The sequence below is a fragment of the Pseudoalteromonas shioyasakiensis genome (genome assembly GCF_024518675.1).
GTDB classification, from domain to species: domain Bacteria; phylum Pseudomonadota; class Gammaproteobacteria; order Enterobacterales; family Alteromonadaceae; genus Pseudoalteromonas; species Pseudoalteromonas shioyasakiensis_B.
Map to the genome: position 1 here is coordinate 32,993 of NZ_JANIGL010000009.1, position 16,089 is coordinate 49,081.

At 41.7% G+C, this 16,089-nt stretch carries 12 protein-coding genes and 1 other RNA gene; 5 read left to right on the top strand and 8 right to left on the bottom strand.

From position 1 onward, the window contains the following. Positions 1-299: 299 nt before the first annotated feature. Positions 300-3,038 (top strand): poly(beta-D-mannuronate) lyase, encoded by a 2,739-nt coding sequence (locus NQT69_RS18250; protein WP_256829087.1) that lies wholly within the window; start codon positions 300-302, stop codon positions 3,036-3,038. A 71-nt stretch (positions 3,039-3,109) separates the two neighbouring features. Further along, on the top strand, positions 3,110-6,154 hold the full coding sequence (locus NQT69_RS18255; protein WP_256829088.1) for a TonB-dependent receptor: 3,045 nt from the start codon (positions 3,110-3,112) through the stop codon (positions 6,152-6,154). A 75-nt stretch (positions 6,155-6,229) separates the two neighbouring features. Here the strand turns inward: NQT69_RS18255 and dolP are convergent, their stop codons facing one another. The 4 genes from dolP to NQT69_RS18275 are packed head-to-tail and all read right to left on the bottom strand — an operon-like array spanning position 6,230 to position 9,646. Next, complete coding sequence (gene dolP, locus NQT69_RS18260; RefSeq protein WP_256829089.1) at positions 6,230-6,796, bottom strand: division/outer membrane stress-associated lipid-binding lipoprotein; 567 nt, start codon at positions 6,794-6,796, stop codon at positions 6,230-6,232. Continuing rightward, positions 6,796-7,383 (bottom strand): SIS domain-containing protein, encoded by a 588-nt coding sequence (locus tag NQT69_RS18265; protein ID WP_256829090.1) that lies wholly within the window; start codon positions 7,381-7,383, stop codon positions 6,796-6,798. Before NQT69_RS18265 ends, dolP begins: the two co-directional genes overlap by 1 nt. Before the next feature lies 1 nt (position 7,384). After that, entirely contained in the window at positions 7,385-7,756 is a 372-nt protein-coding gene (locus NQT69_RS18270; RefSeq protein WP_256829091.1) for a YraN family protein, read from the bottom strand. Positions 7,757-7,780: 24 nt separating this feature from the next. Next, complete coding sequence (locus NQT69_RS18275; RefSeq protein ID WP_256829092.1) at positions 7,781-9,646, bottom strand: penicillin-binding protein activator; 1,866 nt, start codon at positions 9,644-9,646, stop codon at positions 7,781-7,783. Positions 9,647-9,707: 61 nt separating this feature from the next. Here NQT69_RS18275 and rsmI point away from each other — a divergent pair, with 61 nt between their 5' ends. Together rsmI and rnpB are read left to right on the top strand one after the other, a co-directional pair. After that, a complete protein-coding gene (gene rsmI, locus NQT69_RS18280; RefSeq protein WP_256829093.1) occupies positions 9,708-10,565 on the top strand; it encodes a 16S rRNA (cytidine(1402)-2'-O)-methyltransferase in 858 nt (285 codons plus the stop codon). Positions 10,566-10,607: 42 nt separating this feature from the next. Continuing rightward, positions 10,608-10,985: RNase P RNA component class A (rnpB, locus tag NQT69_RS18285), an RNA gene on the top strand. A 54-nt stretch (positions 10,986-11,039) separates the two neighbouring features. Here rnpB and NQT69_RS18290 read toward each other — a convergent pair. From NQT69_RS18290 to NQT69_RS18305, 4 genes are read right to left on the bottom strand one after another with little or no spacing between them, the layout of a single operon-like run. Then, positions 11,040-11,540 carry a DUF3299 domain-containing protein gene (locus NQT69_RS18290; RefSeq protein WP_256829094.1) on the bottom strand — a complete coding sequence of 167 codons (501 nt, stop codon included), beginning with the start codon at positions 11,538-11,540 and terminating at the stop codon, positions 11,040-11,042. A 10-nt stretch (positions 11,541-11,550) separates the two neighbouring features. Continuing rightward, positions 11,551-12,846, bottom strand: coding sequence for an ABC transporter permease (locus NQT69_RS18295; protein WP_256829095.1), 1,296 nt, complete (start codon positions 12,844-12,846; stop codon positions 11,551-11,553). Beyond that, entirely contained in the window at positions 12,843-13,532 is a 690-nt protein-coding gene (locus NQT69_RS18300) for an ABC transporter ATP-binding protein (RefSeq protein ID WP_256829096.1), read from the bottom strand. The genes NQT69_RS18295 and NQT69_RS18300 overlap by 4 nt, the downstream gene beginning before the upstream one ends. Before the next feature lie 20 nt (positions 13,533-13,552). Continuing rightward, positions 13,553-14,587 (bottom strand): CDP-glycerol glycerophosphotransferase family protein, encoded by a 1,035-nt coding sequence (locus NQT69_RS18305; RefSeq protein ID WP_256829097.1) that lies wholly within the window; start codon positions 14,585-14,587, stop codon positions 13,553-13,555. Positions 14,588-14,836: 249 nt separating this feature from the next. Between NQT69_RS18305 and NQT69_RS18310 the strand changes: the two genes are divergently transcribed. Continuing rightward, positions 14,837-15,943 (top strand): phosphoribosylaminoimidazolesuccinocarboxamide synthase, encoded by a 1,107-nt coding sequence (locus tag NQT69_RS18310; RefSeq protein WP_256829098.1) that lies wholly within the window; start codon positions 14,837-14,839, stop codon positions 15,941-15,943. The last annotated feature ends 146 nt before the right edge of the window (positions 15,944-16,089 follow it).

The following is a 16,089-nucleotide window of genomic DNA, read 5'->3' on the forward strand; positions in this document are numbered from 1 at the left end:
AATTGGTAATGTTGGTCAAGTTAAAAGTAAATTATTCTTAAGTAAAAAGTATTGAATTTAGTGACATGCCTTCAGGCCGCTTGGTTACTGATATCACCCAATAGTGTGAATGAAATGTTATGTTTTTTGAGCGATTATACTGGTAATAATAATTTTATTGTGCTTATATTACCGCTCTGGTTAACAATTTGTCTTTTTAAGCAAATATTTTGGTAATAACAAATTAACGAGTTTTGGTAATAATCACACACATTATAATGAAAGATACCAAAACCATGACTGTGGAGAGTAGAGCCGTTATGAAATTAAAACATTTTGCATTATGCGCTATAGCAGCTGCGATAGTGGGTTGTAATAGTGACTCAAAGAACGAAGACAACACACTGGGCTCTATTGCTCTGTCAGGAACGGCAGTAATGGGTGAAACACTAAATGTAAGTGTTAGTGATCCTGATGGTATCTCGGGTGATGTTAAATATTATTGGTATGCTGACAACGAAGTCATCGTGGGGGCGAATAGTGCTTCGTTCACGTTAACTGATACTCAAGTTGGTATGAGCATTACTGCACAAGCTAGCTATACCGATGATGGCGGGATTAATGAATCTCATGTTACTGACCCTACAGATGATGTAGCAGCCGTGCCTTTTGATGCTACAGTGTTAATTTCAGGTGAGGCTTTAGTTGGCTCTACGTTGACAGCGAATGTAAGCGATGAAAATGGCTTTGATAGTGAAACAGTTGTATATGAATGGTATGCAGATAACACATTAATTGAAGGTGAAGTACAATCGGAACTCGTGCTTACAGAAGCACAGTTTGGTACTATGATCACAGTAAAAGCACTTTTTGAAGATGCAAGAGGCTTCACTGAGTCACCGACTTCAGCAGCAACTTCAGTAGTCGATCGTGCCAACTCAGAAGGAATGGTGAGTATTAGTGGTGCACCTGCCGTTGGCAAAACACTAACGGCGGTGATCGAAGATGTCGATGGCGCAACAGGCACAATTAACTATCAATGGTTTGCTGATGCAGCCGCTTTGGCCGGTGAAACTGCGAGTGAGTTTGTTGTTAAGCAAGCACAGCTTGGTCAAGTAATCACAGTACAAGTTACTTACACTGATGATAATGGCTTTGCAGAAGATAACCTATCAGAGCCGACTCAAGCAGTAGCAGATGAGGTAGTTAATATTGAAGGCAGTATTAGCATTACTGGGGTTACCCCCCACCTAAATACAGGTGAGCTAACCGCAGAGCTTGATGAGCAAAATGGTGTTGATGAAACCAGCATTACTTACACTTGGTTAGCTGATGGTGTTGAAATTGCAGGTACGAATAGTAAAACTTTTACGCCTACAGATTATGCGGGTGCTGCTATTTCTGTTAAAGCTATTTATACCGATAACGATGGCTTTAGTGAAACAGTTATTGGTGAACTTGATAGTGTGGTTTACTCACAAATCATCAGCGACACTACAGAGCTTTCTAATGCGCTTTCAAGTGGTTTGGTTGAAGGTTCAGTATTAGGATTGAACTCAGCTGTATACAGTGACCTACCAGAAATCTTAATCACCAGCGCCCTAACAATACGCGCGGTAGAAGGTGAGTCGCCGATATTCTCGGGCGAATCATGTATTCATGTGGCAAGTGGTGTTGATGGTGCCGCTATTTCAGGCATTACATTTAAAAACTTAAATACTAAAGCCGACTCTTTTTGTGAAAATGAAGAAGAAGCGATAGTGTACTCAGAAGGCGATAACTTTGTTTTTTCTCACAATACAATGGACGGGGACGTTGATGTAAGTGAGCTACACGAAGAAACCCATCACTGGATAGTGCTTAAAGGTAAAGGCGCTTTAGTTGAGCGGAATACTTTTTCTAACCGAAATAATGCTGTCGAAGGCTCAGTGATTAAAATGGCTTCTTCAAGTACCGACCACACTGTGCAGTATAATTTATTTAGCAACAGCGATAACCCGAATTTTGGCGAATCGAGCTTACTATTATTAAATGTTGGTAGCACGACAGGTACTGATGCTGCAGATAATTCGAATTTTAAAATTCAATATAACCGTATAGATAATTTTGTTACAGGCCGTCGTTTGATGCGTGTACAAACTTCAAGTGCAACGATTCAAGGCAATACGATTATTAATGCCAATGGTGGTATTTCATTGGAAGATGGTGGCTTTAATACCGTGAGCGATAACATCATTATTCGTACCACGGATATTAATAATACGAGCGATCGACCAAGTGGTGTCATCATGACTCCACTGGGCCATACAGTAACCAATAACTACATCGCAGGGACTCGCGCAAGTAATAAAGAGGCTGGTGGTATTGTTTTCTCTGCTAACCCTTTCTCACAGGCTGATGGTGGTTTACCAAATGGTGGTAACCAAGCGGTGTTAGACGCGGCGGGTGACTTTACTTTAAATGTTAGTAACAACACTGTTTTAAACTCTATTCAACCTATCGTATTCAGTACTGAAATAGGCTCAAGAGCACGTGTTGGCGACTGTGACGAACTAACAGCGACAGATGATCCGGTATTGTATGGGTTAACTAAAAACTTTTTCAAAATTAGCTTTGATGCAAACCTAATTGCTAATGGTGTAGGTGAGCAAGATAACGAAGAGCTCGCGCTTACCCAAGGTTATTTCTTAAATCACGATTATACAAGCTCACCCAGTGCTCACGCGTTTGAGTATGACTGTGATTTGATTAATCACGAGGTTTCAGTGTTCTCAAATAACTATGGCTTTACTGATAGCTATGCATCAGGGGATGTTGAAGATGATTATTGGGTTGATTTTAGAAAAATGAATGGCAACGGTGAATTTGATTCTGACGGTGCTATTGACCAAAATCCAGCTGCAAATGATAAAGAAGTTCCATTTCTAATTACGGCAGCTAACGGCTTAACTGAAACAGATCCAGAAGGTGCTCAAGCTGTTGCAGGGGCAAAAGGGTTGCACTATATCCAAGCTTCAGAAGTGGGCGCTGGCTCTACTTGGACTGCTGAGCAAGAGTAACCTCATAAATAATTTTGTATTACTAAATAGGTAGCGAACGCTACCTTTATAATAACAACGGAGATTTCGACATGTCGTTGACAACACAGCACACAATAGCAAATGGAGCGCAAGCAGAAGCGCGAAATCAATTTGCTCTTCGTCCAGTTGCTAAGTTAGTTAAAGCAACTATTTTTGCAGGTATGGCTGGTTCACTGGCTTTAACTGCGCACGCACAAGAAGCGCCAGAAAATGCGCAAGCTGCTGAAGATGATAATATTGAAATCATCAGCGTGACAGGCTCGCGTAGAACTATTCAAGATCAGATTGCTATTAAGCGTGAAGCAACAACCGTTGTGGATGGTTTATCTGCGGAAGATATTGGTGATTTACCAGCGCTATCAATTGGTGAAGCGCTTGAGTCTATTACGGGTGCTGCTTCGCACCGTGAAAATGGTGGTGCCACAGAAATTACCATTCGTGGCTTAGGCCCATTTTTAAGTGCCACTCATATTAATGGTCGTGAAGCGACTAACGGTAGTGGTGACCGCTCAGTTAACTTCTCTCAGTTTCCATCTGAGTTAGTTAAAAAGATTGCGATTTATAAAACCCAAGATGCATCAATGATTGAGGGTGGTGTTGCGGGTGTTATAGCACTTGAAACGGTACAGCCGCTTGATTATGGCAAGCAACGTATTCAAGGTGAAGTTAAAGTAAACTACAACCCTGACGAAAGTAATGTTAATAACTCACTACAAAGTGATGTTGGTTTTCGAGGCACATTTAGTTATTTAGACCAATTTGAGTTTGATAATGGTCAAGCTTTAGGTGTGTCGTTTGGTGTGCAACGTCAAGATATTAGCCAACCAGAAGGCGAATATCGTAGCTCTAGCCCTACTGGTTCTTCACTGTGGGCTTGTTTGAATGATCCGACTAACACTAATGAAGGCTTTTACCGTAGTAGTGCGGGTGACTGTGAAGACCAAGTAAATGGCAGCAGTAACCAAGGTTACAATACCGAAATCGATCCCGATACAGGTAAAGCAATTAGTGATGGCACACCTTACGCTTGGACCGGGAGTAGCCGAAGCTTCCGTCAAAATGAAACCTCTGATGAGCGTGATGCATTATTTATGGCGTTCCAATATCAGCCATCTGACGCCTGGGATATTAACTTAGATATCCAATTATCAGACCGTATTCAACAAGAAGCACGCCATGATTTAATCTTTTTACAAAAACGTGCTACTCCAGGTGTAACGGGCCCGACGCTGGTTACTAACCAAGCAGGCGGAATTTTACACTGGGAAGGTGAAGAGCGCATAGAGTCTGCTGGCGAGCAATTCTCTCGAGAAGAAAACTACAAAGGTTACGGTTTAAACGTTGAGTACCATGCAACAGACAGACTAACATTAGATTTTGATGTTTCTTACTCACAAACTAAGCGTGAAGAAATTCAAATTTCTAACCGTGGTAGAACCGCCGATCGTCCTTTCTTTAGCTGGGATATGGGGGAAAGCATTCCTCATTTCACACTAACTGATTTTGATGTGACTGATATTTCGAATTACACCGATAGTTTACGCACGCGTATAGACCGTGAAAACACGCGTGATAACGAAGTTATTGGCGCACGTGTAGACTTTGACTATAAATTAGAAGGCGATGTATTCACCAGCATTCAAGGTGGTGTGAGAATGTCTGAGCTTTCATTTATTCAGTACGGTGGTTCACAAGGTAATGGCTCTCGTACTGAGTACACACTTGATGAAACGACAACCGCGGCACTAGACGTGTTACAAGGGTGTCAAATTGAGTTCCCTGAATCAGGGTTTTTATCGAGCGTATCAGATGGCGACATTATTACCCAAGTAGATAGCAATGGTAATGTTGTTGACAGCGGTACGGGTTCATCTTGGGCAACTTACGACAATGTTTGTTTCTCACAAGCGCTTGCTGCTTCTAACGGTGGTGAGTTTGCATACCCAGAGCTTGAGTATGCTAATGCGGGTACTAAAGATGTCACTGAAGAAACAACCTCAGTTTATTTAATGGCGAATTACGATACCGAGATGTTTGGTAAGTTTATTCGCGGTAACTTTGGTGTACGTGTTGTTGATACCGATGTTACATCTATCGGCTTTAGAAATACCTTTGAAGTTGTTGCTGATGAGTTAGGTGTGCTGAGCGTTGTGCCTGGTGACTCATTAGAGCAAATTGAAGGCGGTGGTGGTTACACGGAAGTGCTGCCAAGCTTCAACCTAGTGGTAGATTATAGTGAAGATATTCTACTGCGCGGTGGTATTTTCCGCGGTATGTCACGCGCCGATCCAAGTGATATGAGCTATAGCCGCACATTCCAAACCGATGATAATGCAGCGCCTACTACGATAGAAGATTTATTTGTTGGTGTTAACGGCTCTGGTAACCCAGATACAAAACCACTAATGTCATGGAACTATGATATTGCGGCTGAATGGTACCCGAATGAAGATTCAATCGTGTCACTCGGCTTTTACTACAAGCAATTCCAAGGTGGTTTCCAGCAGCAAACCGTGCTTGAAGAGTTTATTATTGATGGTGATAGCTACTTGTTACCAATCACTAACTCGGTAACAACGGATAAAAAAAGCGATATTTTTGGTCTTGAAACCTCGGTTGCTTACCGTTGGGATACAGGTATTGGTGTAAAATTTGGTTATAACTATGCTGATACTGATTACGAGTTTGAAGATAGTAACTATGGTGATACCTTCATTACTGATGTTGATGGTAACACAACTCAGTTAACTGAAGGGATTGTTGAGCCAGGCTCTGTACCAGGGTTCTCTGAGCATGTATTTAGTGGTCAGCTTTATTATCAAATTGGTGATTTTGATACCGCGGTTATTTATAAGTACCGTAGTGAATATTTCCAACCATACACAAGCAATGGTACCCGTTTACGTTATGTTGATGCGGTAGGTGTATGGGAAATGAGAGCGTCTTATAAAGTGAATAGCCACGTTAAAGTTAAATTGGAAGCAATTAACTTATTTAGCGAGCCTAAATCACAAGATTACTACACCGATGGTAACTTAGGTGAAGTGAACAGCTACGGCCCGCGTTTATTCGCTGGTGTATCGTTTAAGTTCTAAGCTTAGCTGGAACACAAAAGGCGGGATTCATTCCCGCCTTTTTAGTTTTAAAGCTCAGCGCTCTAATAAATAACCTTATAAATACTCGAATACTTTTATAACCCGCTCAACACCAGACACATTACGAGCAACCTCAACCGCTTTGTTAGCCTCGGCATCTGTTACTAAGCCCATTAAAAATACTTCGCCATTTTCGGTAATGACTTTAATATTATTACTGCTTATATTATTAGTGGTCAGTAATTGGGTTTTTACTTTAGAGGTTAGCCAAGAGTCATGAGTTTTAGTGCTCATACTGATATTAGAGCCAATACGAATTTGGTTATGAATTTTGCGAATGCCGTCAATATCCGCTATGGCATTTTGCGCTTCGTCTTTCATTTCTTGATTGGCAACTTGACCAATTAACAACACAATACCATTCACACTAATCGCATTTAGGTTAGCATGCTCTTTTAAGCGCTCTACCTCATTGATAGCGATACCGCTTTTAATTTCAATGTTATTATCGTCTATTTGCGAGCCTAAAGTACGGCGATCGTTTGCAGCTGTAACAGCACCTGCGGTACCTGCTACAACAGCAGCGGCACAGCCTTGTAATAATAAAACTGTACCCATAACTATAAGAGACTGCTTGAACATTAACTTTCTTCCTGTGGAAATAGGGTTAAATCGATAAGTTCACTTAAGCAGTGAAGATTGACTAAGTGAGACTCAATAATACGACTAGGGCGTTTAGAAGGAACGCGTATCTCTACGTCATTGGCGCCTAACAGGCCAACGAGTTCGCCACCATCATCACCCACCATTACTATGACTTTCATGTCTTTGGTCAGTGCAGCTTCCACTGCTGAAATGATGTTTTTTTCGTTGCCGTTGCTGGCTAATACCAGTAGTAAATCACCCTGCTGCGCAAAGGCACGAATTTGTCGTGCAAATGTTTCGTGATCATCACTTTGGTTGCTTTGCCCTAAATTTATGTTCTCTTGCGATAAAGCAATTGCAGGCAGGCAAGGGCGCTCAGTTTCGTAAAAGTTGATCAGTACGCCAGCCATGTGTTGTGCAAGCATATGACAGCTTGCCGTACCGCAGCAAATTAGCTTATTACCGTTAATAAGGCTCTGTGCAATGGTAAAAGCCGCAGCTTCTAAAGCGCTTGGTAATACTTCGCCAGCGGCAATTTGCACTTGAATGCTTTCTGTAAAAATCTCTTTTATAGTATCTTGCATATTAGAATACGTTTTTTATCCAATTAAGTTGTTGTGCGCTGTCGCCTGTTATAGCAACAAAGTCGATTCTTAGCGCTTGATTTGTTAGCTTCTTTGCTGCCAAATAATGATATATTGTACGCTTTAAGCGCTGTTGCTTTTGTTTGCCTAGGGCATGCATTGCACCACCTTTGGCATTGCTCGCGCGAAATTTAACTTCAACAAATACCAGCGTATCGCCGTCACGCATTATCACATCAAGCTCACCATAGGGGCAGTTATAGTTGCGCTCTAGCGGGATTAACCCTTGTTGCTGCAAATACTTCTGCGCTTGCAGCTCATAGTACTGCCCTTTTTCTCGGCTATTTTGCCACAGTTGTTTGAACCACGACATGACACATCCTTGTCTTATTGTTAATTATTCAGCCGCAGCGGTTTGCATAAATAATGGTACCGGAGCCTGAGTTTTTAGCTGTACGGGTTTAATTTGTTTATTTTTATACTGCGCCCAATTCAGCTGACGGTTTATCTGGCCATCACTGGTAATACTTAATTGACCCGTTAAACCCGTATATTGCCTACCTGGGATCATACTGAGCTGAGTAATATCATTGAGCATAGCAACAGAGTCATACGCCATAGCAAATAACCGTTGGCTAATATCTACTTGCTCTGGCCAAAGCGAATTATATTGCTGGCGTAAGGTTTGGTTTGCCACTTGTGCACTTAGCATCCAAGGTAACTCAGTGAAATATAAACCATCTAAGTCACCTTTATCGGTTCTATCGATTTGCTTACTATGGCTTTTAGAGCTGGCATACAGTGGAATACGCTCTGCAAAAGTACTCACATTGACGTCTAAATAAGGTTTGATTAAACGAGTCTCTATGGCATCACCCAAAATGTAAATAACATCTACATCACGGCGTGAGCGAGTCTCACTTTCCACTTCTTGCTTAAATAGTGATTTAACGGTTGCAATACGCTCTTTTGACTTATCAACTTCAAGCAAACCTGCAATAGTTGTAGGCATGTCTTTTTTACTGGTATATAAGCCTATTTGAGGCTTGGTTTCACTGTAACGTTGCCACTGCATATTAAAATAATCAACTAAACGTTGGCCAGCACTACTGTTTGGCGCAAGTAGCATGGGCTTTTGGTAGCCTTGAGCTAAAAAATGCTCAAGAGCTTGTTGCACTTCATGTTCTGGCTTTAGAGCAAAAAAGAAATGTTGCCCAGAAGTGCGCTGTCCTTCAAATGAATTTAAATGTAGCGCAGGGTAATCGATTAAAGTTTGCTCTGTGGCTAGCTTATCAATATTTGCTTTGAGCAAAGGGCCAATAACAAAGTTAGGTTTTAGCTCTGCAAGCTTGGCTTCTAACTCAGTGGTTGTTAGCATTTCATCTAGGAAAACTGTCTCGGCGATGTTGCTTCTGTCTAGAGCAGCCATAACCCCTGCTTTTATGGCATCGCCTAAGCGTTCATTCGCACCTGATTGTGGTAACAGTACAACTAAGCGTTCAATATTTATTGGTTCAATAGCGATAAGCTCAGCGGCTCTTTTTGGCAGGACTGCCATCGCCGGATGAGTTGGGTAACGACGTTGCCAATTATTTATGGCTTGGTCTAATTCAACTGGTGCACCTAAATAAACTTGGTGGTATAAAGCTAGATTGACCCAGCCTTGCTGTACCACCGAGCCACGATTAAAGCGCTCTAATGCATAAGATGAAAGTTGTTGTAAGTTTTGCCAAAGGGCTTTATTGAGATCAGGGATGGTTAAGCCATTTTTACTAGCGGTCTCTGATGCTCTAAAAAAGTAAGGAGCGGCTTGTTTGGGTAAATTTTGTGAAGCATAGATACTTGCGGTTAAATACTGATGCCAAGCAAAATGCTCAGGTTGTGTTAATTGGTTATTTAAACTGGCAAGCATTTCCAGCGCTAAGGTATTTTTACTCTGCTGCTTTTGTGCAAACGCGGTATAGAGTTTATTTTGCACTTGATCAACCGATGGCGTTTGTTCAAGCTCAGTACATATTTGTTCCAGTAGTGGCCAACGTTGCTCTTCTATAGCTGCATCACGCGCACTGTAAAGTAACTGAATTTTATCTGCACCTTGGCGATTTAACGCAAGTTGGTACATTGATTGTGCATCAGTCGCTTGAATTTGTGCCGTACTATTAGCTGAACTGAGATTTTCAGTGGTTTTAGTCGGTTTTTCGGTTGTACTACAGGCCGATAACCCTGACAATATAATTAATAGACTAACAAGTTTAAGTCGCACAATGATTTCCCAATACGTTAACGCGATTTGCTTATATTACTGACTGACGCAGGAGACCTCAATGTTAAATGAGGAGAATTCAGATAAAATCGGCACTCTTTACATCGTTGCCACCCCAATTGGCAATTTTGACGACTTAAGTCAGCGTGCAATCGCGACCTTATCGCAGGTTGACTTAATCGCTGCTGAAGACACTCGCCATACAGGTAAGTTGCTCAGTCACTTTGGTATTAAAGCAAAAACGTTTGCTTTACATGACCATAATGAAAAGCAAAAAGCGCAGCAAATAATAGATCAGTTAAACCAAGGGTTAAATATCGCACTGGTTTCAGACGCTGGTACACCTTTAATTAGTGACCCAGGTTATGCGGTAGTTAATTTATGTCGTGAGCAAGGTGCCCATGTAACACCAGTGCCAGGGGCCTGCGCAGCAATTACCGCGGTATGTTGCTCTGGATTACCGACAGATCGTTTTCAATTTATTGGTTTTACTCCGGCAAAAAGTAAAGCCCGCCAAGACTTCTTCATCGAAGCCGTAAATTCAGGCATTACCAGTATAATGTACGAAAGCACGCACCGTATTATGGCCAGTCTTGATGATTTAGAGAGCGCCCTTGGTAGTGAACAGCAGGTAGTGTTTGCTAAAGAGCTAACTAAAACCTTTGAAACCTTTTTTACTGGCACGGTTACTGAGCTAAAGCAGTTTCTAACTGATGACCCCACTAAACAGCGTGGTGAAATTGTTTTGATGCTACCGGGCAAGCCTAAGCTCGCCACAGATATTCCACCTGAAGCACGTAAAATGCTAGCCTTACTTGAAAGTGAAATGCCGATGAAAAAAGCCTGCGGTATTGTGGCCGATTACTTTGGTATGAAGAAAAACGCCCTGTATAAGACGATAATTGACGAAAAAGGCTAATTCTTTACTGCACACAGCATCAAGCTCAGGTATACTGCGCGCCGAGTCAGCCAAGATAATCGCTGCCTGCAACGAAAATGCGCAGGGGGAGGAAAGTCCGGGCTCCACAGGGCAGAGTGCCAGCTAACGGCTGGGGGGCGTGAGCCCACGACAAGTGCAGCAGAGAGGAGACCGCCAACTTCGGTTGGTAAGGGTGAAAGGGTGCGGTAAGAGCGCACCGGGCCGCTAGTAATAGTCGGTTGCAAGGTAAACTCCACTCGGAGCAAGACCAAATAGGGTTCTATCATTTTAAATAATGAACGCGTGGCCCACGTGAGAACCGGGTAGGTTGCTTGAGCCATAGAGCGATTTATGGCCTAGACGAATGATTATCGCTTTCTTCGGAAAGAACAGAACCCGGCTTATAGGCTGACTCACTCATTCTAAAAAAAGCCCGCAGTTAACACTGCGGGCTTTTTTGTGTTTGTAGCTTTTTTAAAGTTCAAACGGAGCGACGCCAACGGCTTTTATTTTATAGCCAACTTGGGCGATGTCGCCGCTCCATGTTTCGGTGCTGATAATGCCGGTGACAACAATAGCATCATATAAACTTTCGATTGGTACGCCGCCTTTAATAGTGACGTGAACAATCTGATTAGGTGGCGGTGGTGGTACGTGAATACAGGCACCAAAATATGGCACCAGTAAAAACTCGGTGATGACTTCGCTGTCACCTTCAAGTGGTACCACAAAACCCGGTAAACTCACTGATTGTCCGTCGAGCTCTTTTACGACCGGCGCATCAAGATCGGGTTGCACCCAGTTTTGCTCACTGCCTTCATGGTTTGCTTGGTCTTGGGTATCAATTTGCACATGGCCTTGAGGGATTAGGTCTTCCCAAAATATTTCTTTTGGTGCATTAGCGCGAGCGAAAAAGCTCACTGCTAAGCTAATAATAACCAAGCTCACAAAGCTAAGTTTTTGAATATACTGCATGGTGTTCCTCTTAAATTTTGATGCTCATGCCATCGGCAAGGGAGTAGAAATAAGCACGGGTCGCAGGAATAAGGCCGACGATAAAACCGGCTGCCATAATAGCGCCGATCAACATCAGTTCATAGTGTGAAAGCATGTTGATTGTGACTGAGATACCGCCATGACTTTGTAACAAGCCTGCAGTTACGCTCATTAGCGTATAAAATAAGCCACAGCCTAATAAGCAACCGAGTAAGGTGATTAGCAGAGATTCTATACTAATAAGTGAGAACAAGTGCCAAGGTCTGGCACCTACAGAGCGTAATATTGCCAGTTCACGGCGGCGTTGGTTTAAGCTAGCTAAAAGTGTTGTTAACATTCCAAGCAGACTTACCAGCACCACAATTGATGAAAATAACAGTAAGATTTTTTCGACTATTGAGAGCATTTCCCACAGCTCACGTAATGTTACGCCAGGCATAATTGCCAACAGTGCTTCAGGTTTATATTGGTTAATATTACGACGCACTTGTAACGTGTATAAAGGCGAGTCAAAGCCCATTAAAAACGCTGTAATTTGTTTCGGCTCTCCGGTTAGGTCTTCATGCTGGTCATGGTCATGGTCATGGTCATGGTCATGGTCATGGTCATGGTCATGGTCATGGTCATGCTCTGACTCAGCAGAGTGACCCCCGCCGTGAATTAGCTCGATGGCAGCAAGCGGAATGTGCAAGGTTTTATCAACTGGCGTGCCTGTGGCTTTTAAAATACCGACTACGGTAAATGGGTTATCGTCGTGGTGGTGAAAGCTGGTATTGCCCATGCCATGGGAAATAACCACTTTATCGCCAAGTTGGTAGTTTAGTTTATTGGCGATTTCACTGCCTATCACCACTTCATTTAAATGGCTAAATGCAGCGCCTTGGCTAAAGTTTAGCGGTTGTTTTTTACCGTATTTGTAATGTGTAAAATAATCTAGAGTGGTACCTAGTACGGCTTGACCTTTATGACTGTCACCAAGAGACAGTGGAATGGTCCATGCTACGCCCCGTTGCTGCTTAATATATTGGTAACTCTGCCAGCTGACTCCGTTATTGGCGTGGCCAATGCGAAATACTGACGACAGTAATAACTGAATATCACCAGTGCGCGCGCCAACAATGAGATCCGTGCCCGAGATTGTATTACTAAAACTGCTTTTAGCATCAACCCGCACTCGCTCTATGCTTAGCAATAGCATCACGCTAATGGCAATGGTAAACAGGGTTAAAAAAGCACTGCCACGGCGGTTTAGTAGGCTCTTATATGCAAGCTTAATTAATATCATGCTGCTTGCTCCGTGAGCGCAGTTAAACTAATTGTGCGGTTAAACAGAGATTGTAAGCTTGTGTCATGACTGACAAACACTAAAGTGCTACCTGCAATGTTGGCTTGCGCAAATAGCAATTCGATAAATGCAGTTCGGTTATTTGCATCGAGTGCAGATGTCGGTTCATCGGCTATGATTAATTCGGGGCTACCTATGAAAGCGCGAGCAGCAGCAACACGTTGTTGTTGGCCAATACTTAAATCAGCCACGCTTTGCTGGTGGTGTTCGTTGGTAAGGCCAAGCGCATTTAACAGTCGTGTAGCTTCTTGTTCTAAAGAAGCACTTTGTTGTAGTGCTTTGCGTTGACGGTTTTTTGAAAACTGGCAACCCAACATCACATTTTCAAGCGGGGATAGATAAGGAAGTAAATTAAAATTTTGAAAAATATAACCTATATGATCAGAGCGAAAAACATCACGTTTACGGTTACTCAAAGCCGTTAAATTTGTATTTAATAGTTTAATTGAGCCTGAGTCGGCAATATTGATTCCAGCAAGCAATGACAATAAAGTTGATTTACCAGAGCCGCTCGGCCCATGTAAAAATACATGTTCACCATCGGCAATCTTTAATGTTTGGATACTAAGCGTGGGCTTTGCTTGTTGCTTGTGCCATTTAAACAGCACATTATTAAGTGTGATCATAAAAATCTACCCAGTATTTATTACCAACGCCAATATTTTAATTTTTTACGCATTTTCAGGTTTCGAATTAAGTTTAGTGGTTTTGGCTTTAGTGGTGGAGGAGTTAATAGTAATTCATTGCTTGCTGCAAGTACACGCTCACTAGATAAGCCATCTTGGTATGGATGAAGCTGTTGACAGAAAGACTCTATGTTATCCATCAGTTGAGGCGGGTGGGTTAGGGCAAACTCAATTGCTGCTTCTACCTTATTAGGATCAGTAACATTAATTAGATGGTTACCAGGTGCTTGGTTGCAAAATGTAACAACGGGCTTACGCTGTAGAATAAACATTAATAAAATAGATGAAGTATCACACAACATGACATCTGCAGCTTTCAAAAGTGGCAACACGTTATCTGTTTCAATAAAAGTTAGGTTAGTATTCTCAAGTGCTTGATATTTAGTGACTAGCTCTGAAGGCATTTTTGGATGAAATTGCACTAAGATTCGCCATTTACCTTGCTCACTAAACATTTTTATTGCTTGATAAAGTTTCGGAGCGAGCGACAAATTGCGGGAAAAAGTTGAGCAAATTAATAGTGTTTTTCTTTTATCATTTGGCTGCGAATAGCTACTTTTACTGTTTGGACTAAAAAGTGGATCTAATGTTGGCCAACCTGTTTCTTTTACCGCAAAGTGTTTATGCTGTTTTGAGAGTTGTTCAAATTTAGTGGTGGTGTTAGGGCCTTGGGTGCAGTAAAGGTCAAAACATCCTCTGATATTAAAGTGATCTTCAAAGCCTCTTCGGTTGCGTTTACCTGAATTGAACCCATGAAATAGACCTACCTTTATGCCGGGTATGAAAGAGGGTATAACATTGCCTGGGATGAATGAGACATCTGGGGACCACCTAATGACTTCATCAATGGTTACTAGTCGTTGCTCGTTAGCCTTTAAGAAATTGGGTGTAACTTCATTTCCTTCCAAAAACCAACATACTTCTCCCCCTTGGGCCAGTATTTTTTGTTGTAAAGGTCGCAAGATAGCATAAGAATAATTTTGTGAAATATACATTAAATATTTCTTATTTTTAGTAGCAGCTAAATAGTCCAAGTACTGTCCTCCAATGATAAGATTTACATTATAACGTTATATTGTTTGTGACAGCAAAATTACAGTTAAGTTACGCTTTATATCTTAATTCTGTGTAATGTATAAAAGAGCAGAGATTGAGCTTTTAGCTCGTCTCGATTATTATTAGCACCTTATAACCCCAATACCATACTTGTGCTCATTATGGGCATGCCATTATCCGGAGATAGCATGACTAGCTATAAAGTTTTAGACGTAAACGATGACTTACCCATTCGTACAAAAGGCCCTGTTCACAGTGGTAAAGTACGTTCAGTTTATTGGTTAACTGACGAAGACAGTGCTCGTTTAATTAGTGAAAAAGGCTACAAAGTACCTGAAGGAACAGAACTTGCCATTATGGTAATTTCTGATCGTATCTCTGCGTTTGATTGCATTTGGCAAGGTGAAAATGGATTAAATGGTGTGCCAGGAAAAGGTATTGCATTAAACACAGTGGCATCACATTGGTTTAAATTATTTGATCAAGCTGGTCTGGCGGGTAATCACATTGTTGATATTCCTCACCCATATGTGTGGATTGTGCGCAAAGCAAGTACTGTCAAAGTTGAAGCGATAGCGCGTCAATACATTACAGGCAGCATGTGGCGTGATTACAGTAAGGGTGTACGTAATTTTTGTGGCTTAGAGCTACCAGAAGGGTTAACGGCTAACCAAAAGTTAGATAACGTGTTAATCACTCCTTCTACAAAAGGGATTATTACCGGTGTTGCTGAAATCCCAGAAGTGGATGATGTAAATATCACACGTGAAAACATCACGAATAATTTGGCCGTGTTTAACTTCAAGTCTGAAGATGATGTTGCTCAGTACGAAAAACTATTAACAGAAGGCTTTGGCTTAATAAGCGCAGAGCTTGCGAAGCTTGACCAAATTTTTGTCGATACCAAATTTGAGTTTGGTTATGTAGAAGATGTAGATGGAACAAACAAACTGATTTATATCGATGAAGTGGGTACACCTGATTCATCACGTATTTGGGATGGAACAGCTTATCGCGATGGCAAAATCGTTGAAAACTCAAAAGAGGGCTTCCGTCAGTTATTAATTAATAATGTGCCAGATAGCGATATATTGTTAAATAAAGATCGCATGGATGAACGTGAGCAGTTAGCACAAGAATACGTACTACCTGAGTCTGTAATGCTTGCAGTGTCTGACACTTATGTGGGCATAGCGAGTAAAATAGTTGGCCAAGATATCATGATACCCGTTGACCCTCGTGGTGAAGTTATTGCGATTCTTGATGAGCAATACGGCCTTATCACTCAGTCTTAATTATTAGCTACTTATCAAGCGACTTCCAAAAGCCCAATGTTTTACTATTATTTAGTGTAACAGGGCTTTTATTCTTGCAATCAAAGCCACTCTTCAATTAACGTAAACATATTCTAATAATAATGTTTATGTGATTACTCACTGAC